This is a genomic window from Streptomyces sp. A1277, assembly GCF_004795015.1.
Lineage (GTDB): Bacteria > Actinomycetota > Actinomycetes > Streptomycetales > Streptomycetaceae > Streptomyces.
This window is the reverse complement of the sequence record NZ_SSBI01000006.1, coordinates 39726-66307: the sequence shown is the minus strand read 5'-3', so window position 1 is coordinate 66307 and position 26582 is coordinate 39726. Positions and strand designations below refer to the sequence as shown.

The 26582-nt window shown below is 73.3% G+C and carries 26 protein-coding genes and 1 pseudogene; 19 read left to right on the top strand and 8 right to left on the bottom strand.

From position 1 onward, the window contains the following. The first annotated feature begins 15 nt into the window (after nt 1–15). The 4 genes from E6R18_RS06075 to E6R18_RS06060 all read left to right on the top strand — a co-directional run bounded on the left by E6R18_RS06075 (nt 16) and on the right by E6R18_RS06060 (nt 4606). Nucleotides 16–1383, top strand: a complete 1368-nt coding sequence (locus E6R18_RS06075; RefSeq protein WP_136315807.1) for a glutamine synthetase family protein — start codon at nt 16–18, stop codon at nt 1381–1383. A gap of 89 nt (nt 1384–1472) precedes the next feature. Continuing rightward, nucleotides 1473–2837 (top strand): aldehyde dehydrogenase family protein, encoded by a 1365-nt coding sequence (locus E6R18_RS06070; protein WP_136315806.1) that lies wholly within the window; start codon nt 1473–1475, stop codon nt 2835–2837. A 6-nt stretch (nt 2838–2843) separates the two neighbouring features. Further along, the gene (locus E6R18_RS06065; RefSeq protein WP_136315805.1) at nt 2844–3632 is read left to right on the top strand and encodes a 3-oxoacyl-ACP reductase; all 789 of its coding nucleotides are present in this window, start codon (nt 2844–2846) and stop codon (nt 3630–3632) included. 38 nt (nt 3633–3670) lie between these two features. Next, the gene (locus E6R18_RS06060; protein WP_136315804.1) at nt 3671–4606 is read left to right on the top strand and encodes a DUF2510 domain-containing protein; all 936 of its coding nucleotides are present in this window, start codon (nt 3671–3673) and stop codon (nt 4604–4606) included. 8 nt (nt 4607–4614) lie between these two features. Here E6R18_RS06060 and E6R18_RS06055 read toward each other — a convergent pair whose 3' ends face one another. Continuing rightward, nucleotides 4615–5817 carry an amino acid deaminase/aldolase gene (locus tag E6R18_RS06055; protein ID WP_136315803.1) on the bottom strand — a complete coding sequence of 401 codons (1203 nt, stop codon included), beginning with the start codon at nt 5815–5817 and terminating at the stop codon, nt 4615–4617. Nucleotides 5818–6000: 183 nt separating this feature from the next. Between E6R18_RS06055 and E6R18_RS06050 the strand changes: the two genes are divergently transcribed. Beyond that, nucleotides 6001–6915 carry a hypothetical protein gene (locus E6R18_RS06050; protein ID WP_240799604.1) on the top strand — a complete coding sequence of 305 codons (915 nt, stop codon included), beginning with the start codon at nt 6001–6003 and terminating at the stop codon, nt 6913–6915. Next, nucleotides 6912–8114, top strand: coding sequence for a type VII secretion-associated serine protease mycosin (gene mycP / locus E6R18_RS06045; RefSeq protein ID WP_136315802.1), 1203 nt, complete (start codon nt 6912–6914; stop codon nt 8112–8114). The genes E6R18_RS06050 and mycP overlap by 4 nt, the downstream gene beginning before the upstream one ends. Before the next feature lie 15 nt (nt 8115–8129). Here mycP and E6R18_RS06040 read toward each other — a convergent pair whose 3' ends face one another. After that, entirely contained in the window at nt 8130–8675 is a 546-nt protein-coding gene (locus tag E6R18_RS06040) for a hypothetical protein (RefSeq protein WP_206308224.1), read from the bottom strand. An 86-nt stretch (nt 8676–8761) separates the two neighbouring features. Here E6R18_RS06040 and E6R18_RS06035 point away from each other — a divergent pair, with 86 nt between their 5' ends. Beyond that, nucleotides 8762–9490 carry an SseB family protein gene (locus E6R18_RS06035; RefSeq protein ID WP_136315801.1) on the top strand — a complete coding sequence of 243 codons (729 nt, stop codon included), beginning with the start codon at nt 8762–8764 and terminating at the stop codon, nt 9488–9490. Nucleotides 9491–9595: 105 nt separating this feature from the next. Here the strand turns inward: E6R18_RS06035 and E6R18_RS06030 are convergent, their stop codons facing one another. Then, on the bottom strand, nt 9596–9958 hold the full coding sequence (locus E6R18_RS06030) for a DUF1844 domain-containing protein (RefSeq protein WP_136315800.1): 363 nt from the start codon (nt 9956–9958) through the stop codon (nt 9596–9598). A 385-nt stretch (nt 9959–10343) separates the two neighbouring features. On the opposite strand from E6R18_RS06030, the gene infC reads away from it, so the two are divergent. The 9 genes and pseudogenes from infC (at nt 10344) to E6R18_RS05985 (ending at nt 19339) form a co-directional block, all read left to right on the top strand. Next, nucleotides 10344–11003: a translation initiation factor IF-3 gene (gene infC / locus E6R18_RS06025; protein WP_136315799.1), complete on the top strand. Its 660-nt coding sequence runs from the start codon at nt 10344–10346 to the stop codon at nt 11001–11003. Nucleotides 11004–11123: 120 nt separating this feature from the next. After that, nucleotides 11124–11318, top strand: coding sequence for a 50S ribosomal protein L35 (gene rpmI / locus E6R18_RS06020; protein WP_003970213.1), 195 nt, complete (start codon nt 11124–11126; stop codon nt 11316–11318). Nucleotides 11319–11425: 107 nt separating this feature from the next. Then, a complete protein-coding gene (gene rplT, locus E6R18_RS06015) occupies nt 11426–11809 on the top strand; it encodes a 50S ribosomal protein L20 (protein ID WP_018103794.1) in 384 nt (127 codons plus the stop codon). 140 nt (nt 11810–11949) lie between these two features. Further along, on the top strand, nt 11950–12792 hold the full coding sequence (locus E6R18_RS06010) for an RNA methyltransferase (protein ID WP_136315798.1): 843 nt from the start codon (nt 11950–11952) through the stop codon (nt 12790–12792). A gap of 122 nt (nt 12793–12914) precedes the next feature. Beyond that, complete coding sequence (locus E6R18_RS06005) at nt 12915–14066, top strand: PAS domain-containing sensor histidine kinase (protein WP_136315797.1); 1152 nt, start codon at nt 12915–12917, stop codon at nt 14064–14066. A gap of 154 nt (nt 14067–14220) precedes the next feature. Next, nucleotides 14221–15348 (top strand): phenylalanine--tRNA ligase subunit alpha, encoded by a 1128-nt coding sequence (pheS, locus tag E6R18_RS06000; RefSeq protein WP_136315796.1) that lies wholly within the window; start codon nt 14221–14223, stop codon nt 15346–15348. Continuing rightward, a complete protein-coding gene (gene pheT, locus E6R18_RS05995; protein WP_136315795.1) occupies nt 15348–17858 on the top strand; it encodes a phenylalanine--tRNA ligase subunit beta in 2511 nt (836 codons plus the stop codon). The genes pheS and pheT overlap by 1 nt, the downstream gene beginning before the upstream one ends. Nucleotides 17859–18028: 170 nt before the next feature. After that, nucleotides 18029–18757: pseudogene (locus E6R18_RS05990) on the top strand (transcriptional regulator); the annotation flags it as partial. Between the two features lie 51 nt (nt 18758–18808). Then, nucleotides 18809–19339 carry an NUDIX hydrolase gene (locus tag E6R18_RS05985; RefSeq protein ID WP_136315794.1) on the top strand — a complete coding sequence of 177 codons (531 nt, stop codon included), beginning with the start codon at nt 18809–18811 and terminating at the stop codon, nt 19337–19339. Between the two features lie 57 nt (nt 19340–19396). On the opposite strand, the gene E6R18_RS05980 is transcribed toward E6R18_RS05985, so the two are convergent. Further along, the gene (locus E6R18_RS05980; RefSeq protein WP_136315793.1) at nt 19397–20257 is read right to left on the bottom strand and encodes a 3-hydroxybutyryl-CoA dehydrogenase; all 861 of its coding nucleotides are present in this window, start codon (nt 20255–20257) and stop codon (nt 19397–19399) included. Nucleotides 20258–20471: 214 nt separating this feature from the next. Here E6R18_RS05980 and E6R18_RS05975 point away from each other — a divergent pair, with 214 nt between their 5' ends. After that, the gene (locus E6R18_RS05975) at nt 20472–21725 is read left to right on the top strand and encodes a family 10 glycosylhydrolase (RefSeq protein ID WP_136315792.1); all 1254 of its coding nucleotides are present in this window, start codon (nt 20472–20474) and stop codon (nt 21723–21725) included. A gap of 3 nt (nt 21726–21728) precedes the next feature. On the opposite strand, the gene E6R18_RS05970 is transcribed toward E6R18_RS05975, so the two are convergent. Further along, complete coding sequence (locus tag E6R18_RS05970) at nt 21729–21944, bottom strand: DUF1918 domain-containing protein (RefSeq protein WP_136315791.1); 216 nt, start codon at nt 21942–21944, stop codon at nt 21729–21731. Between the two features lie 43 nt (nt 21945–21987). Beyond that, complete coding sequence (locus E6R18_RS05965) at nt 21988–22938, bottom strand: DMT family transporter (protein WP_136315790.1); 951 nt, start codon at nt 22936–22938, stop codon at nt 21988–21990. On the opposite strand from E6R18_RS05965, the gene E6R18_RS05960 reads away from it, so the two are divergent. Together E6R18_RS05960 and E6R18_RS05955 are read left to right on the top strand one after the other, a co-directional pair. Beyond that, nucleotides 22937–24394, top strand: coding sequence for a PLP-dependent aminotransferase family protein (locus E6R18_RS05960; RefSeq protein ID WP_136315789.1), 1458 nt, complete (start codon nt 22937–22939; stop codon nt 24392–24394). The two genes, E6R18_RS05965 and E6R18_RS05960, sit on opposite strands and share 2 nt — an antisense overlap. 121 nt (nt 24395–24515) lie before the next feature. Then, nucleotides 24516–25091, top strand: coding sequence for a phosphoglycerate mutase family protein (locus E6R18_RS05955; protein WP_136315788.1), 576 nt, complete (start codon nt 24516–24518; stop codon nt 25089–25091). A 10-nt stretch (nt 25092–25101) separates the two neighbouring features. Here E6R18_RS05955 and E6R18_RS05950 read toward each other — a convergent pair whose 3' ends face one another. After that, entirely contained in the window at nt 25102–25881 is a 780-nt protein-coding gene (locus tag E6R18_RS05950; RefSeq protein ID WP_136315787.1) for a Clp protease N-terminal domain-containing protein, read from the bottom strand. A gap of 160 nt (nt 25882–26041) precedes the next feature. Beyond that, entirely contained in the window at nt 26042–26539 is a 498-nt protein-coding gene (locus E6R18_RS05945) for a peptidylprolyl isomerase (RefSeq protein ID WP_136315786.1), read from the bottom strand. Nucleotides 26540–26582: the final 43 nt, after the last annotated feature.

The following is a 26582-nucleotide window of genomic DNA, read 5'->3' as shown; positions in this document are numbered from 1 at the left end:
GGAGAGGACCCGACCGTGTCCGACCGAACAGCCCCGCTCGCCCTCGGAGACCTGCGCCGCCTCGTGCACGACGGTGAGATCGACACCGTGGTCCTGGCCTTCCCCGACATGCAGGGACGGCTCCAGGGCAAACGCTTCGCCGCCCCCTTCTTCCTCGACGAGGTCGTGCGGCACGGCACCGAGGGCTGCGCCTACCTCCTCGCCGTCGACACCGACATGAACACGGTCGACGGCTACGCCATGTCCTCCTGGGACAACGGCTACGGCGACTTCGCCATGCGCCCCGACCTCACCACCCTGCGCCGGGTGCCCTGGCACGACGGCACCGCGATGGTCCTCGCCGACCTCGCCTGGGCCGACGGCTCGCCCGTCGCCGCCGCACCCCGGCAGATCCTGCGCCGCCAGCTCGAACGCCTCGCCGCGCACGGCTACACCGCCCACGCCGGCACCGAACTCGAGTTCATCGTCTTCAAGGACACCTACGAACAGGCATGGGACCGCGGCTACCGCGACCTGACCCCCGTCAACCAGTACAACGTCGACTACTCCGTCCTCGGCACCGGCCGCGTCGAGCCCCTGCTGCGCCGCATCCGCAACGAGATGGCGGGCGCCGGCCTCGCCGTCGAGTCCGCCAAGGGCGAGTGCAACCCCGGCCAGCACGAGATCGTGTTCCGCTACGACGAGGCCCTGGTCACCTGCGACCAGCACGCCATCTACAAGACCGGTGCCAAGGAGATCGCCGCCCAGGAAGGCATGGCGCTCACCTTCATGGCCAAGTTCAACGAGCGCGAGGGCAACTCCTGCCACATCCACCTCTCGCTCCGCTCCACCGACGATCCCGGACGATCCGTCATGGCCGGTGAGAGCGGCGCGATGTCCCCGGTGATGCGGCACTTCCTGGCCGGCCAGCTCGCCGCCCTGCGCGACCTCGCCCTCCTCCTCGCACCGAACATCAACTCCTACAAGCGGCTGCGCCCCGGCTCCTTCGCCCCGACCGCCGTCGCCTGGGGCCACGACAACCGGACCTGCGCCCTGCGCGTCGTCGGCCACGGTCCCTCGCTGCGCTTCGAGAACCGGCTCCCCGGCGGCGACGTCAACCCGTATCTGGCCGTCGCCGCCCTCGTCGCCGCCGGCCTGCACGGCATCGAGCACGAACTCGAACTCCCCGAACCCTGCGAGGGCAACGCCTACACCGCCGGCTACGACCAGGTCCCCGCCACCCTGCGCGAGGCCGCCGCCCTCTGGGAGGACAGCGAGATCGCCCGGGAAGCCTTCGGCGAGGACGTCGTGGCGCACTACCGCACCATGGCCCGCGTCGAACTGGACGCCTTCGACGCGGCGGTGACCGACTGGGAACTGCGCCGCTCCTTCGAACGCCTGTGAGGCCCGAGTGACCCGAGCGCCGCTTCTTCGAACGCCTGTGAGGCCCGAGTGACCCGAGCGCCGCTTCTTCGAAAGCCTGTGAGGCCCGAGTGATCCACGAGCACCACGTCCTGAACCCGGCGACCGGGGAAACCGTCGCCACCGTCCCCGCCACCTCGGCGGCCGGCGTGCACACCGCCGTCACCCGCGCCACCGCCGCCCAGCGGACGTGGGCCGCCCTTGCCCCCGCCGACCGGGCCCGGCTGCTGCGCCGGTTCGCCGCCGCCGTCGACGCCCGCACCGAGGAGCTGGCCCTGCTGGAGGTCGAGGAGGCCGGGCACACCATCGGCAACGCCCGCTGGGAGGCCGGCAACGTCCGCGACCTGCTCGACTACGCCGCCGGGGGAGTGGAACGGCTCAGCGGCCGGCAGATCCCCGTCCCCGGCGGCATCGACCTCACCCTTCTGGAACCCCTCGGCGTCGTCGGCGTCATCGCCCCCTGGAACTTCCCCCTGCCGATCGCCGCCTGGGGCACCGCCCCCGCCCTCGCCGCCGGCAACGCCGTGATCCTCAAACCCGCCGAGACCACCCCGCTGACCGCCCTCAGGCTCGCCGACATCGCCCTGGAGGCGGGCCTGCCCGAACACCTCTTCCAGGTGCTGCCCGGCGCGGGCGACGAGGCCGGCAACGCCCTGGTCGAACACCCGGACGTCGCCAAGATCGTCTTCACCGGCTCCACCCGCACCGGCAAGCGGATCATGGCCAAGTGCGCCGACCGCCTCAAGCGGTTCACCCTCGAACTCGGCGGCAAGAGCCCCAACATCGTCTTCGCCGACGCCGACATCGAGGCCGCCGCGGCAGCCGCCCCCCTCGCCTTCCTGGACAACGCCGGCCAGGACTGCTGCGCCCGCACCCGCATCCTCGTCCAGCGCTCCGCGTACGACCGCTTCCTGGAACTCCTCGCCCCGGCCCTCAAGGCGGTCGTCGTCGGCGACCCCGCCGATGAGAGGACCCGGATGGGCCCGCTCATCTCCCGTACCCAGCTGGACCGGGTGCGCGGATACGTCCCCGAGGGCGCCGCCGCGATCCGGGGCACCGCCCCCGAGGGCCCCGGCTTCTGGTACCCGCCGACCGTCCTCACCGACACCCCGCCCCACGCACCCGTCGCCACCGAGGAGGTCTTCGGGCCCGTCGCCGTCCTGCTGCCCTTCGAGGACGAGGCGGACGCCGTCCGGCTCGCCAACGCCACCGAATACGGTCTCGCCGGCTCGCTCTGGACACGGGACGTCGGCCGCGCCCTGCGTGTCTCCCAGGCCGTCAGGGCGGGCAACCTCTCCGTCAACTCCCACTCGGCGGTCCGCTACTGGACCCCGTTCGGCGGGTTCAGGCAGTCCGGCATCGGCCGCGAGCTCGGCCCGGACGCCCTCACCGCCTTCACCGAAACCAAGAACGTCTTCCTCAGTACGGAGGTCTGAACCGCAATGACCACGGACCACGGGATCATCTGCCGCCGCCTCGTCGGCCGCACCGCCGTCATCACCGGCGCAGGCAGCGGCATCGGCCTGGCCACCGCCCACCGGCTCGCCTCCGAAGGGGCCCACGTCGTCTGCGGCGACATCGACGCGGCGGCGGGCGAGGCGGCGGCCGAAGCGGTCGGCGGCACCTTCGTACGCGTCGACGTGACCGACCCCGGACAGGTCGCGGAGCTGTTCCGGGTCGCCGACGACACCTATGGCTCGGTCGACATCGCGTTCAACAACGCCGGCATCTCGCCGCCCGACGACGACTCCATCCTCACCACGGAACTGGAGGCGTGGAAACGCGTCCAGGACGTCAACCTCACCTCCGTCTACCTGTGCTGCAAGGCCGCCCTGCCCTACATGCGCCGCCAGGGCCGCGGCTCCATCATCAACACCGCCTCCTTCGTGGCCCGGATGGGCGCGGCGACCTCGCAGATCTCGTACACCGCCTCCAAGGGCGGGGTGCTGGCGATGACCCGTGAACTGGGCGTCCAGTTCGCCCGCGAGGGCATCCGCGTCAACGCGCTGTGCCCGGGGCCGGTCAACACCCCGCTGCTGCGGGAGCTGTTCGCCAAGGACCCGGAGCGGGCGGCCCGCCGGCTGGTGCACATCCCGCTCGGCCGGTTCGCCGAGGCGACCGAGATCGCGGCCGCCGTCGCCTTCCTGGCGAGCGACGACTCCTCGTTCGTCAACGCCACCGACTTCCTGGTGGACGGCGGCATCTCCGGCGCCTACGTCACTCCCCTGTAGCGGGCCCGGGCGGGCGGGGCCTCTTCTAGAGTGGGGCGATGAGCAACGCGACACCGCCCGGCTGGTACCCGGACACGTCCGCGCCCGGCAGCGAGCGCTGGTGGGACGGCACGGCCTGGACCGCCCACACCCGCGCCGTCGCACCCGCCCCCGCCCCGCCGTACGCCGCCCACCAGCAGCCGGCCGCGCCGGCGGGCGGAAAGGGCGGCAAAGGCGCACGGGCCGTCGCGCTCGTGGCGGCCGGTGCGGTCGTCGTCGGCGCCGTCGTGACCGGGGCCGTCCTGCTCACCGGGAAGGACGACCCCGCGACCCCGCACGCCCACTCCACGCCCGCGCGGACCGGCACGGACGACGAGGCCCCCGGCGACGACAGCCCCTCCCCGGACGACTCACCGGCGGACGAGGACCCCACGGTGCTCGTGGACCAGCTCAACGGCATCACCCTGCCCATCCCCGACGGCTGGGAGCGGCCGGAGCGGAACGCCGGGGTACTCCTCACCATCCGCACCAAGGACTCCTACGACTGCCCCGGGGCGTCGTCCTCCTTCTGCTACCACGGCACGGTCACCACCCGCACCCCGAGCGGCACCGACGCCACCACCCCGCAAGCCCTCGCGAAGGAGGACATCGCCGACGCCGCGGATCGGGCGTACGAGGAGGACCTCGTCGGCCGGCGCATCCACGGCGGCATCACCTCGCACCGGCAGATCGCCGCCGGCGAGGTCGGCGTGGCCGGCCGCACCGGCTACTACATCCGCTGGCAGGTCACCACCGCCAAGGGCCCCGGCGGCTACGTGCAGTCGCTCGCCTTCCCCTCGGCCGTCGGCAGCGAATCGCCCGTCATCGTGCGGTACGCCTTCGACGCGGGCCCCGACGGGCCGCCGCTGACACTCATGGACACCCTCACCCGGTCCATCCGGCCCCTCGGCGACAGCGCGACCGACGGCGGCGTCGGCAGCTCGATCGCAAGGTAGAACGCGGCTCAGAGGAAGGTGCGGCCCTCGCCCCGGTACGTCGGGACGGTCGCCGTCACCCGGTCGCCCTCGATGAGCTGCAACGCGTCGAAACGCTCGCACAGCTCACCGGCCTTCGCGTGCCGGAACCACACCTTGTCACCGATCAGCAGGTCGTCGGCCGGGGCGCCCAGCAGCGGGGTCTGCACCTCGCCGGGCCCCTCCTGCGGGTCGTAGCGCAGCCCCTCCGGCAGGTACGGGACCGGCAGCCGGTCCGCCCCCGCAGCCCCCGACGCCGGGTAGCCGCCGCCGAGCACCGTCACCACGCCCACCCCGGGCCGGCGCACCACGGGCTGCGCGAACAGCGCGGCCGGGCGCGCGGTGAACGAGGTGTAGTTGTCGAACAGGCGCGGCACATAGAGCCCCGAACCGGCGGCGATCTCCGTCACGGCGTCCTCCGCCGCGGTGTGCTGCACGCTGCCGGTGCCGCCGCCGTTCACGAACTCCAGGTCCGGCGCCACCGCACGGACCGCCCGCACCACCTCGGCCCGCCGGACCGCCAGCTCCTTGCGGGCCGTGGCCTGCATGAGACGGATCGCCCGGGACCGCAGCGGCCGGCCCGCGACCGAGTCGCCGACCCCCGCGATGTGCCCCTCGTACGCCATCAGACCCACCAGCCGGAAACCGGGCCGCCGCACCACGGACCTGGCCAGCTCGGCCAGCTGGGCGGGGGAGCGCAGCGGCGAGCGCAGGGCCCCGATCCTGACCCGGCCGCCCAGCATCCGCAGCGAGGTGTCCAGCTCCAGGCAGACCCGGATCTCCTCGGCGCCGCCCGCCCGCGCCGCGTCGATCAGGTCCAGCTGGGCGTGGTCGTCCACCATCACCGTCACGGCGGCCGCGAGCTTCGGGTCGGCCGCCAGCTCCGCGTACGCCGGCCGGTCGGCGGAGGGATAGGCGAGCAGGACGTCGTCGAACCCGGCCCGCGCCAGCCACAGCGACTCCGCGAGCGTGAACGACATGATGCCGGCGAACCCGGGCCGGGCCAGCACCCGTTCCAGCAGGGCACGGCAGCGCACCGACTTGCTCGCCACCCGGATGGGCTTGCCCGCGGCGCGGCGTACGAGATCGTCGGCGTTGGCGTCGAACGCCTCCAGATCGACGACGGCTACGGGGGCGTCGAGATGGGCGGTGGCCCGGTCGTAGCGGGTCCGGTCAGTGGCACGCGCAGTCATGGCCGCAGCTTGCCAGACGGTTGTACCGCTGGGTAGGGGGACGATCCGTGCAGATCGTCCGGTGCGGTGTCCGTCCGCTCCCACCCGGGCCGCCGCAGCCCGTAGAGTGACGCCCACGCGGCGAGCGGGTCCCGTCCGAGCAGGCAGGGGCCGCGCGCGGTACGGAACGGACCAGGGGGGCGGATGAGTACCGAGGCGCAGCGCGCTCCCGTCCCGCCCCGCCCGAGCACCCCGCCGCGCCCCACGACCCCGCCACGCCCCGCCCCGTACTTCCCCCCGCCCCCGTATCCGGGCGCGACCGCACCCCCGCCCCCGGCCGTCCCGCCGCCCCCCGCGCACACCCGGCGTCCGTACCGGGCCGTGGCCGCCGGTGTCTGTGCCGTGCTCGGCCTCGGGCTGATCGGCGGGGCCGCCACCGGCAGCTGGCTCATCAGCGACTCCACGGCCGGTCCGGCCACCCGCAGCGCGTACACCGTGGGCCGGGACGCCTGGCACAGCATCCCCGTGAACACCCTCTTCCCCCGCACCCTGAAGGGCGAAGGCGCCGGGCCAGGCGGCGCCGACCGGGTCTGGACCAGGCTCGCCGTCGCCCCGGACAGCGGCTGCGCCACCGCACTCGACCCCCTGCTGACCAAGACGCTCCGCACGGTCGGCTGCGCCCACGTGCTGCGGGCCACCTACACGGACGCGACGGCCAGCAGCGTCACCACCGTCGGGCTCGTCTTCACCGAGGCCGACACCGACGCGATGCGGGCCCTGAGCACCCGCTTCGCCGACGAGCACCTCGACCGGCGCGCCGACCTGCTGCCCCGCACCTACCCGGTGCAGGACAGCCCCGCCGACGCGTTCGGCAACCGGCAGCGCGCCAGCTGGTCCGTGCACGTGCTGACCGAGGTCCCCGTCGTCGTCTTCTCCGTGTCCGGGTTCGCCGACGGGCGCGCGACCGCCTCGCCCCAGCCCGCCGAGCAGGCCATGGCGTCCGGCGCCACCACCGCCGCCGCGCAGGCCGGACTCGGGCACGAGGCCAAGGGCGTGGCCGACCGCGTCGAGCGCGCCCTGCGCACCACCGTCGCCGACCTCACGGAGAAGCCGGAATGACCCGCCGCGCCCGCCACCGCGTCCTCGGCGCCCTCTGCACCGCCACCGCCACCGCCTTCGCCCTGCTGCCCGTGACCCCCGCCGGGGCGGACACCATCCGCGCCCAGCAGTGGGGCCTGGACGCCCTGCACACCGACCGGGCCTGGCAGACCACCCGGGGCAAGGGCGTCACCGTCGCCGTCGTGGACACCGGGGTCGACGGCAGCCTGCCCGACCTCACCGGCCAGGTCCTGACCGGCAAGGACATGATCGGCTTCGGCGCCGGCCGCGGCGACAGGGCCTGGGCCCGGCACGGCACCGCCATGGCCGGGATCATCGCGGGCCGGGGCCACGGCGAGGGGCGCGCCGACGGTGTCCTCGGCATCGCCCCCGAGGCGAAGATCCTGCCGGTGCGCGTCATCCTCGAAGCGAGCGACCCGGCCCGCGCCGAGGCCCGCAAGACGCGGGGCACGGCCCTCGCCGACGGCATCCGCTGGGCCGCCGACCACGGGGCCGACGTCATCAACCTCTCCCTGGGCGACGACAGCGAGTCCGCCCACCCCGAGCCCGGCGAGGACGCCGCCGTCCAGTACGCGCTGAAGAAGGGCGCCGTCGTCGTCGCCTCGGCCGGCAACGGGGGAGAGAAGGGCGACCACATCTCCTACCCCGCCGCCTACCCCGGAGTGATCGCCGCCGCCGCCGTGGACCGGTACGGCACGCACGCCTCGTTCTCCACCCGCCGCTGGTACGCCACCGTGAGCGCCCCCGGTGACGACATCGTCGTACCGGCGCCCGACCGCAAGTACTACGTGGAGTGGGGCACCTCCGCCGCCGCCGCATTCGTCTCCGGGGCCGTGGCCCTCGTCAGGTCCGCGCACCCCGGACTCTCGCCCGCGCAGATCAAGAAGCTCCTCACGGACACCGCGCGCGACGCCCCCGCCGCGGGACGCGACGACGCACGCGGCTACGGGATCGTCGACCCGGCCGCGGCCATCGAGGCGGGCGGCAAGCTGCGCCCCGCCGGGGTGGGCACCGACTCCGCCCCGGCCGGCTACCGCGAGCGGTACTTCGGGAGCGGGCCCACGCCCGAGCCGGAGGACGACGGACCGGCCGACTGGCTCGCCCCGGCGGCCGGCGGCCTCGGCGTGCTCCTGCTCGCGGGGGCCGTGGCACTCTGGCGCGGCCGCGACGGCCGCTCCCTGTTCCCCCGGCGCCGCTGACCCGCCCGCGCCCCTTCACCGCGCGGCCTCCAGCAACCCCACGGCCGCCTTCGCCGCGTCCAGGCCCGCCGCCCCGCCGACCGCCGCCAACAGCGCGGTCGCGGAGTCGTTGTCGCTGTTCTCGATCATCGCGGCCGCCCGGGCCCGCTCGGCGGCGGTCAGCCCACGCCCCTCGTCCTGCGCCCGCAGCAGCAGCGCCGCCAGGATGTCCACCTTGACGATGCTCGCCGTCTCGTACGTCTTCGCCGCGCCCCCGTACACCGCACGCGCCCCGCTGCCGCTGTCCAGCACCGCCACCGAGAGCGCCGGCGGCGCCGCGCCCAGCAGCGGCTCGACGGCCCCGGCCAGCTCCGCGTCCAGATCCACCACCGGCTCCTCGCTCGCTTCCGGGGACGCCGACGACGAGGCCGGCGACGCCGAGGATACGGAGGCGACGGCCGCGGGCGCCCGGTCCGGCACACGGCCGACGAGGTACGCGCCTCCCGCGGCCGAGGCGGCCAGCACGGCGGCGGCCGTCAGGGATACGGGCAGGGCGGAGCGGCGTATGCGGTGTCGGGGCATGGTCCGGACGCTAGGAACCGTGGCTGAGAACCGGCTGGGCCCCACCTGTCGGCCGGATGAGAATGCCCAGGCACTACGCTCGCCCTGTGGCGCAGAAGAACATTCCGGACCCCGGTTACTCCGACGACGACGGCGCGGCCGACCCCGCACTGGCCGGGGCGCTCGCCGCCTGGGCCGAGGACCGCACCGCCGTCGCACCCGTTCTCGAAGCCCTGCGGGGGGCCCGGCTCCTGGTTCCCGTGGTGGCCGTCCTCGGTGAGGTGGAGGTGGACGAGAAGGGGCTTCGCCGGGAGAAGACCAGCGACATGGCCGTCCCCACTCTCCAGGCCGGCGGCCGCCGCGCGCTGCCCGCCTTCACCTCCACCGCCTCACTGGCCCGCTGGGACCCGCAGGCCCGCCCCGTCGCCGTACCCCTGCACCAGGCGCTCCAGGCCGCCGCGCACGAGAAGGCCGACACCGTGGTGCTCGACCTCGCCGGTCCGGTGGCCTTCGAGCTGACCGGCCCCGCCCTGCTCGCCCTCGCCGAGGGCCGCACCAGCGCCGACCCGCTGGACGACCCGGCCGTCACCGCCGCGGTACGGGACGCGGTCGCCGCCGAGCCCGCCGTGCTCCGCGCCCACCTCGGCCCGGGCAGCGCCGACGGCACCCTCGCCCTGGTCCTCGCGGCCGACGCCGACCCGGCCGAGGCGGCGGGCCGCGTCGCCCGCGCGCTGGCGGCCGACGAGGTGCTGCGCGCCCGGCTGGTCCGGGGCCTGGACCTCGCGCTGCTCCCGGCCGGCGCGCACACGCCCGGTGAGGCCCTGTTCGCGCGCTGATCACTGTCCGCGAAGGTCTGCGCCTACCCCGTACGCGGTGAGCCCCCCGCCGGAAGGACCGGCGGGGGGCTCACGTACGGAAGGGGAGGGGGTGACAGTGCTCGCTCAGCCGAAGACCGGGCCGGTGTACTTCTCGCCCGGGCCCTGGCCGGGCTCGTCCGGGACGAGCGATGCCTCACGGAAGGCCAGCTGCAAGGACTTCAGGCCGTCACGCAGCGGAGCCGCGTGGAAGGAGCTGATCTCGGTGGTGCTCGCGTCCAGCAGCCCGGCCAGCGCGTGGACCAGCTTGCGGGCCTCGTCCAGATCCTTGTGGTCGTCGCCGTCCTCGGTCAGCCCGAGCTTCACGGCGGCGGCGCTCATCAGGTTGACCGCGACCGTCACGATCACCTCGACGGCGGGCACCTCCGCGATGTCGCGGGCCATCTCGTCGAAGCCGGGGGAATCACAGCTGGGGGTCGCGTCACTCATGCGCCTTACGATAGGCCCACGGCGCCGGCCCGCCGCCCGCGGGAGCCGGTGCGCAGGCCGGTTGGTGCGGGCCCGGCCGAGCTGCTAACCTTGGGTAACGACCGGCTGGGCAGCTATGTGCCCGGCCCACAAGTGGAGGCTCCGATCTCCCACCTGGCCGTCCTCAGGACGGCGGGTCACCGGTCAGGTGGTGCCCATCGTTCCGTACGGACGATGGAGCCGCCCGATGCGCCCCGCGGTTCACCGTGGCGGTGTTCCGGTTTTCCAGGAGCCCCGCCTGTGTCCCGTCCGGGGCATTTTTCTTGCTCCGATGCGGTTGGTCTGTTGAAACAGACGTTACGCGGCTGTCCGCCAGGCGGCCGCGTGGTGCTACCGAGGAGGATCCATCAGCGCCGAGCCCCGCATCAACGACCGGATTCGCGTACCCGAGGTGCGACTTGTCGGTCCCAGTGGCGAGCAGGTCGGGATTGTTCCACTTGCCAAGGCCCTGGAACTCGCACAGGAGTACGACCTCGACCTGGTCGAGGTGGCGGCTACCGCCCGTCCGCCCGTGTGCAAGCTCATGGACTACGGGAAGTTCAAGTACGAGTCGGCCATGAAGGCCCGTGAGGCGCGCAAGAACCAGGCGCACACGGTCATCAAGGAGATGAAGCTCCGGCCGAAGATCGACCCGCACGACTATGACACCAAGAAGGGTCACGTCGTTCGGTTCCTCAAGCAGGGCGACAAGGTCAAGATCACGATCATGTTCCGCGGTCGCGAGCAGTCCCGCCCCGAGCTGGGCTTCCGACTGCTCCAGCGTCTCGCTTCGGACGTGGAGGAACTCGGCTTCATCGAGTCCAACCCGAAGCAGGACGGCCGGAACATGATCATGGTCCTGGGCCCGCACAAGAAGAAGACCGAAGCCATGGCCGAGGCCCGCGAGGCCCAGGCCGCCCGCAAGGCGGAGCGCCAGGGGAACAACACCCCCGACGCCGAGCCCGAGGGTCAGGCGCCCGAGGCTCCGGCCGAGGCGCCCGAGGCCGAGACACCTTCCGAGGCGTGACCTTCGGGGGTCGCCATCCAGGCGCCCCCGGGTCCCCCCGGAATCCCATGAAGATCTGACGCCCCTGCGGTCCGGTGCCCGCACCGAGAGGGGCGCCACTGACGAGGAGAGAACGGCGCGATGCCGAAGAACAAGACGCACAGCGGTGCCAGCAAGCGCTTCAAGATCACCGGCTCCGGCAAGGTGCTCCGCGAGAGGGCCGGCAAGCGCCACCTTCTCGAGCACAAGTCGTCCAAGAAGACCCGCTCGCTGACCGGCACGGTCGTCGTGGCTCCGGCCGACGCCAAGAAGATCAAGAAGCTTCTCGGCAAGTGAGGCCGTCGTCCCCGCCGATGTTGGGGACGCGCCCTCGATCCGACCGGGACCAATTCGTTTCCGGGCCGTGTGAGTACGACCACGGCCCCGCTACAAGGAGTTAACAAGTGGCACGCGTCAAGCGGGCAGTCAACGCCCACAAGAAGCGCCGGGCGATCCTCGAGCAGGCCAGCGGTTACCGCGGTCAGCGTTCGCGCCTGTACCGCAAGGCCAAGGAGCAGGTCACCCACTCCCTGGTCTACAACTACAACGACCGCAAGAAGCGCAAGGGCGACTTCCGTCAGCTGTGGATCCAGCGCATCAACGCCGCTGCCCGCCAGAACGGCATGACGTACAACCGCCTCATCCAGGGTCTGAAGGCCGCCAACATCGAGGTGGACCGCAAGATCCTGGCCGAGCTCGCGGTCAACGACGCCAACGCGTTCGCCGCCCTCGTCGAGGTCGCCCAGAAGGCCCTCCCGAGCGACGTCAACGCCCCGAAGGCCGCCTGATCCAGGCCGCACTTCTTGGCTTTTGAGCCGGACCCGCAGGCGCTCGCCGTCTGCGGGTCCGGTGCGTTGCACGCCGTGTGTCCGCGAACCGCGCGGCGCACGACCCGGACCTACGTCACGCAGAGAGGCGCGCCGCCGACATGGGCACCCCCGAACTGATCTCCCCGCGATCGCCACGGGTCGCCGCCGCCCGGCGGCTGGCCAGGCGCAACTTCCGCGGCAAGGAGCGCAGGTTCATCGCCGAGGGGCCGCAGGCCGTGCGCGAGGCCGCCGGGCACCGGGGCGGCGACGGCGAGCCCACCCTCATCGAGCTCTTCGCCACCGTCGAGGCCGCCGAGCGCTACGCGCCCATCATCGACGCCGCCCACGACGCGGGCGCCCGTGTCCACCTCGCCGACAGCGACGTCCTGGCCGACGTCTCCCAGACCGTCACCCCGCAGGGCCTGATCGGCGTCTGCCGCTTCCTCGACTCGCCCTTCGAGTCGATCCTCGCCGCCCGGCCCAAGCTCGTCGCCGTCCTGGCCCACGTCCGCGACCCCGGCAACGCCGGCACGGTGCTGCGCTGCGCCGACGCCGCGGGCGCCGACGCGGTCGTCCTGACCGACGCATCCGTGGACCTGTACAACCCCAAGTCGGTCCGCGCCTCGGTCGGTTCGCTCTTCCACCTGCCGGTCGCCGTCGGCGTACCCGTCGAACAGGCCGTACGGGGGCTGCGCGAGGCGGGCGTGCGCATCCTGGCCGCCGACGGCGCCGGCGCGGACGACCTGGACGACGAACTCGACGCCGGCACGATGGGCGGTCCCACCGCCTGGGTCTTCGGCAACGAGGCATGGGGCCTGCCCGAGGAGACCCGCGCGCTGGCCGACGCCGTCGTGCGGGTGCCGATCCACGGCAAGGCCGAGAGCCTCAACCTCGCCACCGCCGCCGCGGTCTGCCTGTACGCCTCCGCGCGCGCCCAGCGCCCGCGCCGCACCGCCGGCTGACCCCGCCGCGCACCCCAGTCCTCGGCGGAGAGTCCCCGCAGGGTGTCGCTCCGTCACCGACGACTAGTAGGGTGACGGACTCGGGGGCCCACTGCACCGGTTCGAGACGTGGGGTACGGGATATGGCTGTCGGCATGAGCGGGCCGCGCGCGACACACGCGGCCGTCGTGCGCGCCGCCGGTGAGCCGGACGGAGTGACCGTCGCGGACATCGGCCCCGGCGGACAGGCGCTGGACCCCGACGACCTCCCCGACGGGCTGGTCGTCGCGGACGAGACCGGCCGGATCATCTGCTTCAACGCCGCCGCCGTCCGCATCACCGCCGTCCCCAGGGCCGCCGCCCTCGGCCGCCCGGTGGAGCACGCGCTGCCGCTGGAAGACCTCAAGGGCCGCCGCTGGTGGGAGCTGACCGACCCCTACGGCGGCCTCGCCACCCGCGTCGGCCAGCCCGAGCGCAACCTCCTGCTGCCCGGCGGCCGCGAGGTCCTCGTCTCCGCCCGCTACGTGCGCGAGAGCCCCACCGGACCGGTCAGCCGGCTCGTGATCAGCCTGCGCGGCACCGAGGCCCGCCGCCGCTCCGAGCGCAGCAACGCCGAGCTGATCGCGACCGTCGCCCACGAACTGCGCTCGCCGCTGACCTCGGTCAAAGGTTTCACCGCGACCCTGCTGGCCAAGTGGGAGCGTTTCACGGACGCCCAGAAGCGCCTGATGCTGGAGACCGTCTACGCGGACGCCAACCGGGTCACCCGGCTCATCACCGAGCTCCTCGATATCTCCCGGATCGACTCGGGCCGCCTGGAGCTGCGGCGCCAGCCCGTGGACCTGTCCGCCGCCGTCGAGCGCCACGTCCAGGCGCACACCGCGGCCGGCCAGGACCCCGGCCGCTTCCTCGTCCGCACCTGCCAGCCGCTGCCCGCCGTGTGGGCCGACCCCGACAAGGTCGACCAGGTGCTCGGCAACCTGTTGGAAAACGCGGTGCGCCACGGCGAGGGAACTGTCACCATCGATGTGGCACCCGCACCGGCGAAGAGCGACGAGAGGGGAGCGGCCGTCACCGTGAGCGACGAAGGTCCCGGCATCCCCGAGGAGTCCATGAGCCGCGTCTTCACCCGGTTCTGGCGGGGGAGCAAGCGCGGTGGTACGGGCCTCGGCCTCTACATCGTCAAGGGCATCGTCGAGGCCCACGGCGGCGCCATCACGGTCGGCCGCGGCCCCGGAGGCGGCGCCGAGTTCCGATTTATCCTGCCCGTGAGCACGCCGGCCTACATGCAGTAACGGGCCCGAGCGGCCCACGGGCGCCCCGCACATCTCCTGACCCTTAGACTCGACCCTTGGCACCTTTGTGCCCTTCTGGCGTCGAGCGGGGCCACGGGGTTCCGGGGGTATCCCCGGTCAGCGCAGTACCAGCCAATCGGAAGTACGGGAAGAGATGTCGGCACCGAACAAGTCGTACGACCCAGTCGAGGTCGAGGCACTGAAACCGGAAGAGATCGAGCGCATGCGGGACGAGGCGTTCGCCGCCTTCGCCGCCGCCGGCGACCTCGACGCGCTCGCCCAGGCGAAGACCGCGCACACCGGTGGCACCTCGCCCCTCTCGCTCGCCAACCGCGAGATCGGCGCGCTGCCCCCGCAGGCCAAGGCCGAGGCCGGCAAGCGCGTCGGCCAGGCCCGCGGCGCCGTGGGCAAGGCCCTCGCGGCCCGCCAGGCGGAGCTGGAGGCCGAGCGGGACGCCCGCGTCCTGGTCGAGGAGGCGGTGGACGTCACGCTGCCCTACGACCGCACCCCGGGCGGCGCCCGCCACCCGCTGACGACCTTCATGGAGCGCGTCGCCGACGTCTTCGTGGCCATGGGCTACGAGATCGCCGAGGGCCCCGAGGCCGAGGCCGAGTGGTTCAACTTCGACGCCCTGAACTTCGTGCCCGACCACCCGGCCCGGCAGATGCAGGACACCTTCTTCGTGGAGGGCGCCGACGGCGCGAAGAACGACGAGTCCGGTGTCGTCCTGCGCACGCACACCTCGCCGGTCCAGGCCCGCACCCTGCTCGACCGCGAGCCCCCCGTCTACGTCGTCTGCCCCGGCCGCGTCTACCGCACCGACGAGCTCGACGCCACGCACACCCCGGTCTTCCACCAGATCGAGCTGCTGGCCGTCGACGAGGGCCTCACCATGGCCGACCTGAAGGGCACCCTCGACCACATGGTCCAGGCGCTCTTCGGCCCGGACATGAAGACCCGGCTGCGCCCGAACTTCTTCCCGTTCACCGAGCCGTCCGCCGAAATGGACATGGTCTGCTACGTCTGCCGCGGCGCCTCCGTCGGCAACCCGGACCGCCCCTGCCGCACCTGCGGCAGCGAGGGCTGGATCGAGCTCGGCGGCTGCGGCATGGTCAACCCCAAGGTGCTCACGGCCTGCGGCGTCGACCCCCGGAAGTACAGCGGATTCGCCTTCGGGTTCGGCATCGAGCGGATGCTGATGTTCCGCCACAACGTCGAAGACATGCGAGACATGGTCGAGGGTGACGTCCGGTTCACCCGGCCCTTCGGGATGGAGATCTGATGCGCGTCCCGCTTTCCTGGCTGCGGGAGTACGTCGACCTGCCGGCCACCGAGACCGGCCGTGACGTACAGGCCAAGCTCGTCGCCGTCGGCCTTGAGGTCGAGACGGTCGAGCAGATCGGCGCCGGCCTCACGGGCCCGCTGGTCGTCGGACAGGTGCTGACCATCGAGGAGCTGGAGGGCTTCAAGAAGCCGATCCGCTTCTGCACGGTGGACGTCGGCACCGCCAACGGGACCGGCGAGCCGCAGGAGATCGTCTGCGGAGCCCGTAACTTCGCCGTCGGCGACAAGGTCGTCGTGGTCCTGCCCGGCGCCGTGCTGCCCGGCGACTTCGCGATCGCCGCCCGCAAGACGTACGGCAAGACCTCGCACGGCATGATCTGCTCCACCGACGAGCTCGGCATGGGCGACGACGGCACCCACGGCATCATCGTCCTGCCCCCGGAGCACGAGGCCGGCACCGACGCCATCGAGCTGCTCGAACTCGTCGACGAGGTCCTGGACATCGCCGTCACGCCCGACCGCGGCTACTGCCTGTCGATGCGCGGCGTCGCCCGCGAGACCGCCATCGCCTACGGCCTGCCGCTGCGCGACCCGGCCCTCCTGGACGTGCCCGCGCCCAACGCGTACGGCTACCCGGTCAAGGTCTCCGACCCGATCGGCTGCTCCCGCTTCACCGCGCGCACCGTCGTCGGACTCCAGCCCGAGGCCCGGACCCCGATCTGGATGCAGCGCCGGCTGCAGAAGGCCGGCATGCGGCCGATCTCGCTCGCCGTCGACGTCACCAACTACGTGATGCTCGAACTCGGCCAGCCGCTGCACGCCTACGACCGGACCCGCATCGACGGGCCGATCGGGGTGCGCCGCGCCGAGCAGGGCGAGAAGCTCACCACGCTCGACGGCGCGGTCCGCGTCCTGGACGCCGGCGACCTCGTCATCACGGACAACCGCGGCCCCATCGGGCTCGCGGGCGTCATGGGCGGCGCCGACACGGAGATCGCGGACGCCGCCGAGGGCGCGCACACCGCCGAGGTCGTCATCGAGGCCGCGCACTTCGACGCGATCTCGATCGCCCGCACCGCGCGCCGCCACAAGCTGCCCTCCGAGGCGTCCAAGCGCTTCGAGCGCGGCGTCGACCCGCAGGCCGCCGCCGCTGCCGCGCAGCGCACCGTCGACCTGCTGGTGCTCCTGGCCGGCGGCACCGCCGAGGCGGGCGTCACCGAGGTGTCGGCCCCCTCCGCGCCCCGCACCATCACGATGCCGGCCGACCACCCCGACCAGGTCGCCGGTGTCACCTACGGCCGCGAGACCGTCGTGCGCCGCCTCCAGGAGGTCGGCTGCGACGTCTACGGGCAGGACGAGCTCCTCGTCACCACCCCGTCCTGGCGGCCGGACCTGAACGAGCCGAACGACCTCGCCGAAGAGGTCATCCGGCTTGAGGGCTACGAGAACCTCCCCTCCACGCTCCCGACGCCGCCCTCAGGACGCGGCCTCACCGACCGCCAGCGGCTGCACCGCCGCGTCGGCCGGGCGCTCGCGGGCGCGGGCTACGTCGAGGCCCTGAACTACCCGTTCATCGGCGAGGCGGTCCTGGACCAGCTCGGCCTGGAGGCGGACGACGCCCGCCGCCGCACCGTCAAGCTCGTCAACCCGCTCTCCGACGAGGAGCCCTCACTGCGCACCACGCTGCTGCCGGGCCTCCTCGGCGCACTGCGGCGCAACGACGGCCGCGGCAGCCACGACCTCGCGCTCTTCGAGACCGGTCTCGTCTTCCTGCCCACCGGCCAGGAGACCGAGCCCGTCCGGCTGCCCGTCGACCGGCGCCCCTCGGACGAGGAGATCGCCTCGCTCGACGCCGCGCTGCCGCGCCAGCCGCGCCGCGCCGCCGTCGTCCTCGCGGGCGCCCGCGAGCAGGCCGGCTGGTGGGGCAAGGGCCGCCCCGCCGACTGGGCGGACTCCGTCGAGGCGGCGCGCACGATCGCCCGCGAGGCCGGTGTCGAGGTCGCCGTCCGCGCCGACCGGCACGCCCCCTGGCACCCGGGCCGCTGCGCCGCGCTGTACGTGACGGTGGCCGGCGAGGAGACCCTGTTCGGGCACGCCGGTGAGCTGCACCCGCGCGTCGTCAAGGAGCTCCACCTGCCCGAGCGCACCTGCGCCATGGAGGTCGACCTCGACGTCCTGGAGCAGACCGTCGACGGCGTCCTGCGGGCCCCGCGGATCTCCACCTTCCCGGTGGCCACCCAGGACGTCGCGCTGGTCGTCGGCCAGGACGTGCCGGCCGCCGACGTGGAGCGGGCGCTGCGCGACGGCGCGGGCGAACTGCTGGAGTCGCTGCGGCTGTTCGACGTCTTCACGGGCGAGCAGATCGGTGAGGGCCGCAAGTCCCTGGCGTACGCGCTGCGGTTCCGTGCCGCCGACCGCACCCTGACGGTCGACGAGGCGAGCGCCGCCCGTGACACGGCGGTGGCGCTGGCCGCCGAGCGCACGGGAGCGGTGCTGCGCGGCGCGTAGCCGCTCCGCACGCTGAGGAGGGGCGTATCCGGGAGACCGGGTACGCCCCTCCTGTGTCTCGCAGGTCCTCTCCGCCGCGGAGTGTCGGGCAGGTCGGCGGGGGACTGTGCGGGGGGCGGTCGCCGTGCTGTACGAGGGGGAGCAGGCGACCGGTCCGCGTCCTGCGAGGTATTCACCGCGCGACGGGCGCGCTGGTGGCCGTCGCCGGGATCTGCGCCTACGACTCCGACGCGCACGGCCTCGCCCAGCGCTACTTCCACCAGGCGCTGCGCCTGGCCAAGGCGAGCGGGGACCGCGGGCTCGGCGGCTATGTGATCGCCCTGCTGGTCAACCAGTCGCTGTTCCTGGCCGAGTACCGCCAGTCCGTGGCCTTCGCCGAGGCGGCCCTGCGCGCGGCGGGGCGCGAGATCACTCCCGCCCTCGCCGCCGACCTCCACGCGATGCAGGCCAAGGCGTACGCCCGGCTCGGGGACCGGGCGGGCGCGCTGACGTGCATCGGCCGCGCAGAGTCGGAGGCCGCCCGCATCCGGCCGGGGGAGCCGGACGAGACGGGGTACGTCCAGCCGGGCCTGGTCGACGTGCAGGCGGCGGAGGCACTGCTGAGCCTCGGGGACCTCGCGGGCGCGCGGGAGCACGCGGTGGCGGCGGTGGGCGCGCCCGCGCACGACCGGGGCATGGTCCACCGGCTCGCGATGCTGACCACGATCGAGCTGCGGCAGGGCGAGGCGGACCGGGCGGCGGTCACGGCCACCGAGATGGCGGACCGGGCCAGGGGCATGGAACCGCAGCGGCTGCGGGACCGGCTGCGCACGGTGCGCGAGGAACTGGTCGCCAGCCGGAGCGCCGACGCGGAGCGGGCCGCCGAACGTGTCGAGGGGGCACTGCGCGTACCGCTGTGACCCCGAGTCTGCTGCGATACGGCCACCTACGAGCAAGAGGGCGGCAGAACCGTGCAGTGGACGAATCTGAACGAACAGACTGTGTGCGGGAACCGTTGGTTCCGGGTCAATCTGGCCGATGTCGCGCTCCCGGACGGGGGCCGTCTCGACCACTTCGTGATCCGGCTCCGCCCGGTGGCGGCGGCGACCGTCGTCAACGAGGCGAATGAGGTGCTGCTGCTGTGGCGGCACCGGTTCATCACCGACAGCTGGGGCTGGGAGCTGGCCGCGGGCGTGGTGGAGGACGGCGAGCGGCCGGCCGATGCGGCCGCCCGTGAGATGGAGGAGGAGACCGGCTGGCGCCCCGGCCACCTGCGCCCGCTGCTGACCGTGGAGCCGTCCAACGGCCTCACCGACGCCCGGCACCACTTCTACTGGGGCGAGGAGGCGGCCTGGACCGGAGAGCCCCGCGACGCCTTCGAGTCCTCGCGCCGTGAGTGGGTACCGCTCAAGCTGGTGCCCGACATGATCGCCCGCGGCGAGGTCCCGGCGGCGGGCATGGCGGCCGGGCTGATGATGCTGCACCACTTACGGCTGGGCTGAGCCGCGTCCGGTACGGGCGAGGGGCGCGCCGCCCCTCCCCCGTACCGGCCCGCCGTGTCACGCGTACGGGTAGAACCCCGACCCCGACTTCCGGCCCAGCCGCCCCGCGTCCACCATCCGCTGGAGCAGCGGGGGAGCGGCGTACAGGGGCTCCTTGTACTCGGCGTACATCGAGTCGGCGACCGAGGCCACGGTGTCCAGGCCGATCAGGTCGGCGAGCTTGAGCGGGCCCATCGGGTGGGCGCAGCCCATCTCCATGCCGTTGTCGATGTCCTCGCGGCTGGCGATGCCGGACTCGAACATCCGGATCGCGGAGAGCAGGTACGGGATCAGCAGGGCGTTGACGACGAAGCCGGAGCGGTCCTGGGCGCGGATCGGGTGCTTGCCCAGTATGTCCTGCACCACGGCCTCGGAACGCGCGATCGTCTCGTCCGAGGTGGTGAGCGCGGGGATCAGCTCGACGAGCTTCTGCACGGGCGCCGGGTTGAAGAAGTGGATGCCGATGACCTGGTCCGGGCGGGAGGTCGCGACGGCCAGCTTCACCAGCGGGATCGAGGAGGTGTTGGAGGCGAGGATCGCGTCCGGGCGGGTCACCACCTGGTCGAGCACCTGGAAGATCTCGGTCTTGACCTGCTCGTTCTCCACGACGGCCTCGATGACCAGGTCACGGTCGGCGAACTCGCCCAGATCGGTGGTGAAGCTGAGGCGGTCCAGCGTCTCGTCGCGCTCCGCCGTGGTGATCTTGCCGCGCTCTGCCGCCTTCGACAGGGAGTTGTGCAGCCGGGTGCGGCCGATCTCCAGTGCCTCGCCGGTCGTCTCGGCCACCTTCACGTCGAGGCCGCTGCGGGCGCAGACCTCCGCGATGCCGGCGCCCATCTGGCCGCAGCCCACCACTCCGACGCGTGCAATGTCGGCCATAGAGTCCGTCACCTGTGCCTCTCGATGCTCTCCGTTCGGCGGCTTCCGTCTGATTCCGGGCTCCACCACGACTCCACGACGTTACTCCGTCGCTTACCGGGGATAGCGGGCCGGGGCGGGCATGCTCGGATCTGTGCCCGGATTGCGGGGATGTGAGCGAGTGCGGAGAAGGGGCAGGTGCGACGCGATGCGAGGAATGGCCCGAAGGGGTTTTGTGACCGGTGCGGCCGGGACGGTCGCCGGGGTGGTGGGGGCGGCCACCGTGGCGGGTGACGCCGCCGTCGCGGCGCCCCGCCGGGCGGACGCCCGCCCGGGACCGGCCGGCCGGCGGGACGTGGTGCGGCGAGAGCTGCGCGGCATGTGGGTGGCGACCATCGCCAATACCGACTGGCCGTCGCGGACCGGCCTGTCCGCCGCCGCGCAGCGGGCGGAGCTGATCGCATACCTCGACGAGGCCGTCGAGCGGAAGCTGAACGCGGTGATCCTCCAGGTCCGCCCGTCCGCCGACGCGCTGTGGCCCTCCCCGTACGAGCCGTGGGCCCAGTGCCTGACCGGGGTGCAGGGCAAGGACCCCGGCTGGGACCCGCTGGGCACCGCGGTCCAGGAGGCGCACAGCCGGGGGCTGGAGCTGCACGCCTGGTTCAACCCGTACCGGGTCGCCAACCACACCGACCCCTCGAAGCTGGCCGCCGCCCACCCGGCCCGCCGCCACCCCGACTGGGTCCTGCCCTACGGCGGCAAGCTCTACTACAACCCGGGCCTGCCCGAGGTCCGCACCTTCGTGCGGGACGCGATGCTCGACGCGGTCCGCCGCTACGACATCGACGCGGTGCACTGGGACGACTACTTCTACCCGTATCCGGTGGCCGGCCAGACCTTCGCGGACGGCGCCGCCTACGAGAAGTACGGTGCCGGCTTCCCCGACAAGGCGTCCTGGCGGCGCGACAACACCGACCAGCTGGTGCGCGAGACCTCCGAACGCATCAAGGCGCTCAAGCCCGGCGTCCGCTTCGGGATCAGCCCCTTCGGCGTCTGGCGCAACACCGGCACCGACCCGGCCGGCTCACGGACCAGCGCGGGCGTGCAGACGTACGACGACCTGTACGCCGACACCCGGGGCTGGATCAAGAAGGGCTGGCTGGACTACATCTGCCCGCAGGTCTACTGGAACATCGGCTACCCGGCGGCCGACTACGCCGTTCTCGTGCCCTGGTGGTCCGACGTCGTACGCGGCACGGGCGTGGACCTCTTCATCGGTGAGGCCCTGTACAAGTGCGGCGACTCGGCCCAGGGCGCCGCCTGGCAGGACCCGGCGGAGCTGTCCCGGCACATCGACCTCGCGGCCCGGCACGACCAGGTCCGCGGCCACGCCTACTTCTCGGCGAAGAGCGTGGCCGCGGACCGGATCGGCGCGATGGACCGGGTGGTCGCCGACCACTACCGGTCACGAGCGCGGCCGCCGCGCTGACGGTCAGGTGATGTCCGCGTCCCGGCCCGACGCGCAGCCGGTGTGCTGGACGACGCTGTCGGGGCCCGGTGCGAGCAGGTGTTCGTGTCCGTCGTCGAAGCGGACGCGGTACGGGGGAGTGCCCCCGTCACCGAGCACTTCGACGATCTCCGCGACCCGGTCGTGCTGACCCACCGTCCTGCCGTGGGTCAGCAGCCGGTCGCCCGTGTGTGCCTCCATCGGGAGTGACCTCCTCACGGGTGGCGTTCCGCTTCCGCCCAGTCTATGACCGGGTGCGCCCCGCCCGCTGGGTGAGCGCGATGCAGACCAGGACCGCGACGGCGGCCACCGGCGCCGCCGCCGCGACCTCTTCGCCCAGCAGGAAGAACGACCAGAACAGGGTCAGCAGCGGCTGGGCGAGCTGGAGCTGACTGGCCCGGGCCACCCCGATCTCGGCCATGCCCCGGTACCAGACGTACAGGCCGAGGAAGGTGGAGACGGCCGACACCCAGACCAGTCCGACGACCCCGTGCACCGTCAGCCGGACCGGCTCGTACGCCAGCGCGACGGCCGCCCCCGCCAGGGTGAGCGGCAGCGTGAGGATCAGCGCCCAGCCGGTGACCTGCCACCCCGGCATCACCTTCGCCAGCCTGCCGCCCTCGGTGTACCCGGCCGCGCACACCAGCAGCGCGCCGAACAGGTAGAGGTCGCCGGCCGACAGCGCCCCGCCGCTCTGCGCCACGGTGAAGGCGATCACCACGGCCGCCCCCGCCACCGCCGCCGCCCAGAACGCGCGGGGCGGGCGCGTCCCGGTCCGCAGCGAGGAGAACACCGCCGTGGTCAGCGGCAGCAGCCCGACGACCACCGCGGCGTGCGAGGTCGTGGACGTACGCAGCGCCAGCGTCGTCAGCAGCGGGAAGCCGACCACCACGCCGCCCGCCACCACGGCCAGGCCCGCCCAGTGCTCCCGGGCCGGCACCCGCGCCCGGGCCGCGAGCAGCAGCCCGCCGGAGAGCGCCGCCGCCAGCAGGCTGCGCAGGGCAACCAGGGACCAGGGGCCGAAGCTCTCCAGGCCCCACACCGTGGACGGGAAAGTCAGCGAGAACGTCACCACGCCCAGGAGGGCGAGCAGCGTCCCCCGCCGGGAACCCGTCTCGGCGGGCTGCCCAAGGCCGCCTTCGACGGGCGGCACCGCTATCGTGACGTGTGAAGTAGCGCTACTGTCTGCTCTCATGTATGAGCGTAGCAGTGTGGCAGAGCTGGCCACAGCCCTGCGGTCGGAACTGAACCGCTACTCTCCGGGCGAGAAGCTGCCCTCCAGTCGTGCCCTGGTCGAACGGTTCCGGGCGAGCCCGGTCACCGTGTCCCGGGCCGTCGCACAGCTCGCCGCCGAAGGGCTCGTCGTCACCCGCCCCGGCTCCGGCGCCTACCGGGCCCAGCCCCTCGCGGACGCGCCGCCCCCGGCCGGCGACACCTCCTGGCAGGAGGTCTCGCTCAGCGGCGACGGCGGCCCCGAGGCGGTGCCCCGTACCGTCGACGTGTCGGGCCTCCTGGTCAGCCTCGTCGCCCCGCCCACCGGCGTCATCGAGCTGAACGGGGGCTATCTGCACGCCTCGCTCCAGCCCGAACGCGCCCTCGCCGCCGCCCTGACCCGGGCCGGCCGCCGCCCGGGCGCCTGGAGCCGCCCGCCCATCGACGGACTGACCGAACTGCGCGCCTGGTTCGCCCGGGACATCGCCCCCGCGCTCGGCGCCGCCGACGTGCTGATCACCGCGGGCGGCCAGAGCGCCCTGGCCACCGCGCTGCGGGCGCTCGCCCCGCCCGGTGCGCCGGTGCTGGTGGAGTCACCCACCTACCCCGGCATGCTGGCCGCCGCCCGGGCCGCGGGGCTGCGGCCGGTGCCCGTCCCGGTGGACCGCGACGGCGTGCGCCCCGACCTGCTCGCCGCCGCCTTCCACGCCACCGGCGCCCGCGTCTTCGTCTGCCAGCCCCTCTTCCAGAACCCGACCGGCACCGTCCTGTCCGAGGCCCGCCGCCCCGAGGTCGTACGGATCGCCCGGGAGGCGGGGGCGTTCGTCATCGAGGACGACTTCGCCCGCCTGCTCGCGCACGACGACGCGGGCGCCCTGCCCCGGCCGCTCGCCGCCGACGACCCCGACGGAGTCGTCGTCCACACCCGCTCCCTCACCAAGGCCGCCTCGCCCAGCCTGCGCGTGGGAGCAATCGCCGCCCGGGGCCCGGCCCTGGAACGGCTGCGCGGCATCCAGATCGTCGACAGCTTCTTCGTCCCCCGGCCGCTCCAGGAGGCGGCGCTCGAACTGGTCGGCTCGCCCGCCTGGGGCCGCCACCTGCGTTCCGTGGCGGCGGAACTCCGGGCCCGGCGTACGGCGATGACGGCGGCGCTGCGCGAGACGCTGCCCGGGCTCGGACTGCCGCACATCCCGGTGGGCGGCGGCTTCCTGTGGCTGCGGCTGCCCGGCTCCGAGGCCGGAACGGACGAGTCCGCCATGGTCCAGGCGGCGCTGCGCGCGGGGGTGGCCGTGGCGCCGGGGCGGCCCTACTTCAGCGCCGAGCCCCCGTCGCCGCACATCCGGCTGAGCTTCGTCTCCGTCGCCGGGCCGGCCGAGATCGCCGAGGGCGTGCGCCGGCTGCGTACCGCCTGGGAGGGCACGCCGGCGATCGGTGTCTGACCGGAGGGCCGGGGCCCTGCCGTACGAGAGCCGGGGCCCCGCCGTACGAGAGCCGGGGCCCCGCCGTACGAGACCGGGCGGCACTCTTGACCGACGCGGCGATCGGCTCCACGATCCGCCCATGAGTGTTCGAGTCTCGCTCGTCGCCGCAGCGCGCAGTTCCTCCCTGCTCGCCGAGCGCTTCGACGACGACCGGCCGCTCGACGAGTCCGGCCGGCACGCGGTGCGGTTCGCCGCCCCTGCCCTGGCGCCCCTCGGCGCCGCCGAACTGCGCTACTGCTCACCGACCCCGCGCAGCCGCGCCACGGGCGAGGCGCTCGGCTTCCACCCGCTGCTCCAGCCGGCGCTGCGCGACTGCGACATGGGCCGGTGGCGGGGGTGTACGCTCACCGAAGTCGCCGCCCGCGAGCCGGCCGCCGTGGACGCCTGGCTCGCGGACCCGCGCTCCGCGCCGCACGGCGGTGAACCGCTGCTCGCGTTCATCACGCGGATAGGCGGCTGGCTGGACACCCGCCCGGTCTGCGACGGCGCCGTCGTCGCCGTCGCAGAACCGGCGGTCGTGCGGGCCGCCCTCGTCTACGCGCTGAAGGCCCCGCCGTCCTCGTACTGGAACGTCGACGTCGGCCCGCTCTCCACCGTCACGCTCACCGGACTGCCGCACCGCTGGTCCCTGCGCCTGGAGGCGGGGGCGGGCTGAGGCACGGATTTCACCCCTCCCGGCCCGGGGCCTTCGGGTCCTCGGGGGCGGGCGGCTCCTGGGCGGCGGTCAGGAGCGAGAGCGCCTCGGCGATGCCCCGCTCGGCGGTGGCCTTGTCGATGCCGAGGCCGCTGAGCACGCCGGAGCCGTCCTCGTGCTCCAGGAGGGCGAGCAGGATGTGCTCGGTGCCGATGTAGTTGTGCCCCATCCGCAGGGCCTCGCGGAAGGTGAGCTCCAGCGCCTTGCGGGCGTCGCCGTTGTACGGGATCAGCTCGGGGAGCTCGCCGTCCGCGGCCGGCGGCAGCGCCTCGGTGGCGGCCTGCCGGACGGAGTCCAGGACCACGCCCTGCGCCCTGATGAACGCCGCCGCGAGCCCTTCCGGCTCGCTGAGCAGGCCGAGGACCAGGTGCTCGGTGCCGATCTCGGCGTTGGAGGCGGCCCGCGCCTCGTTCTGCGCGGCCATGACCACGTTCTTGGCGCGCGGGGTGAAGCGGCCGAAGCCCTGGCTCGGGTTGAGGTCGGAACCCTCGCCGGGGTCCTTGGCGACGAAGCGCTTCTGGGCCGCCTGCCGCGTCACCCCCATGCTCTTGCCGATCTCGGTCCAGGAGGCGCCGGAGCGGCGGGCCTGGTCCACGAAGTGGCCGATCAGGTGGTCGGCGACGTCACCGAGGTGGTCGGCGGCGATGACGGCGTCCTGGAGCTGGTCGAGGGCGTCGGGGTGGACCTTCTTGATGGCTGCGATGAGGTCGTCGAGACGGACGGGATGCGTCGGACCTACGGGATTCGTCATGCGTCAACCGTAAGTTGACAGTCCTGTCACTGTCAACTGTCGGTTGACAGTGCATCGGTGTCTTCGGCTCCGCTGTCCGCGAATGACGGACGCGCCGGTCGACGGGGTACGTCGTCCGGCGCGTCCGGTCAGCTGTCGGCTGGGTGTGCGGGGTCCTGAATCAGAGGATCCCGGAGTCGGCGATGGTGACCTTCGCCTTGGTGCGGCCGCTCTGCGAGCCGAGCGCCTCGATCCGCTTGACCAGGACCATGCTGTCCTCGTCGGCGACCTCGCCGAAGACGACGTGCTTGCCGTCCAGCCAGGACGTCACGATGGTCGTGATGAAGAACTGCGAACCGTTCGAGTTCGGGCCGGCGTTGGCCATGGAGAGCAGACCCGGCTTGGTGTGCGCCAGCTTGAAGTTCTCGTCCTCGAACTTGGCACCGTAGATGCTCTTGCCGCCCGTGCCGTCGCCGCGGGTGAAGTCGCCGCCCTGGAGCATGAACTCGGGGATGACGCGGTGGAAGGAGGAACCCTTGTAGCCGAAGCCGTTCTGCCCGGTCGCCAGCTGGCGGAAGTTCTCAGCGGTACGGGGAACGACGTCGTCGAACAGATTGAAGACGATCCGCCCGGCGGGCTCGTCGTTGATGGTGATGTCGAAGAAAACCTGACTCGTCATGGAACCATCCTGACATCTCTTCGGACCGGCCCGGAGCCCCGCC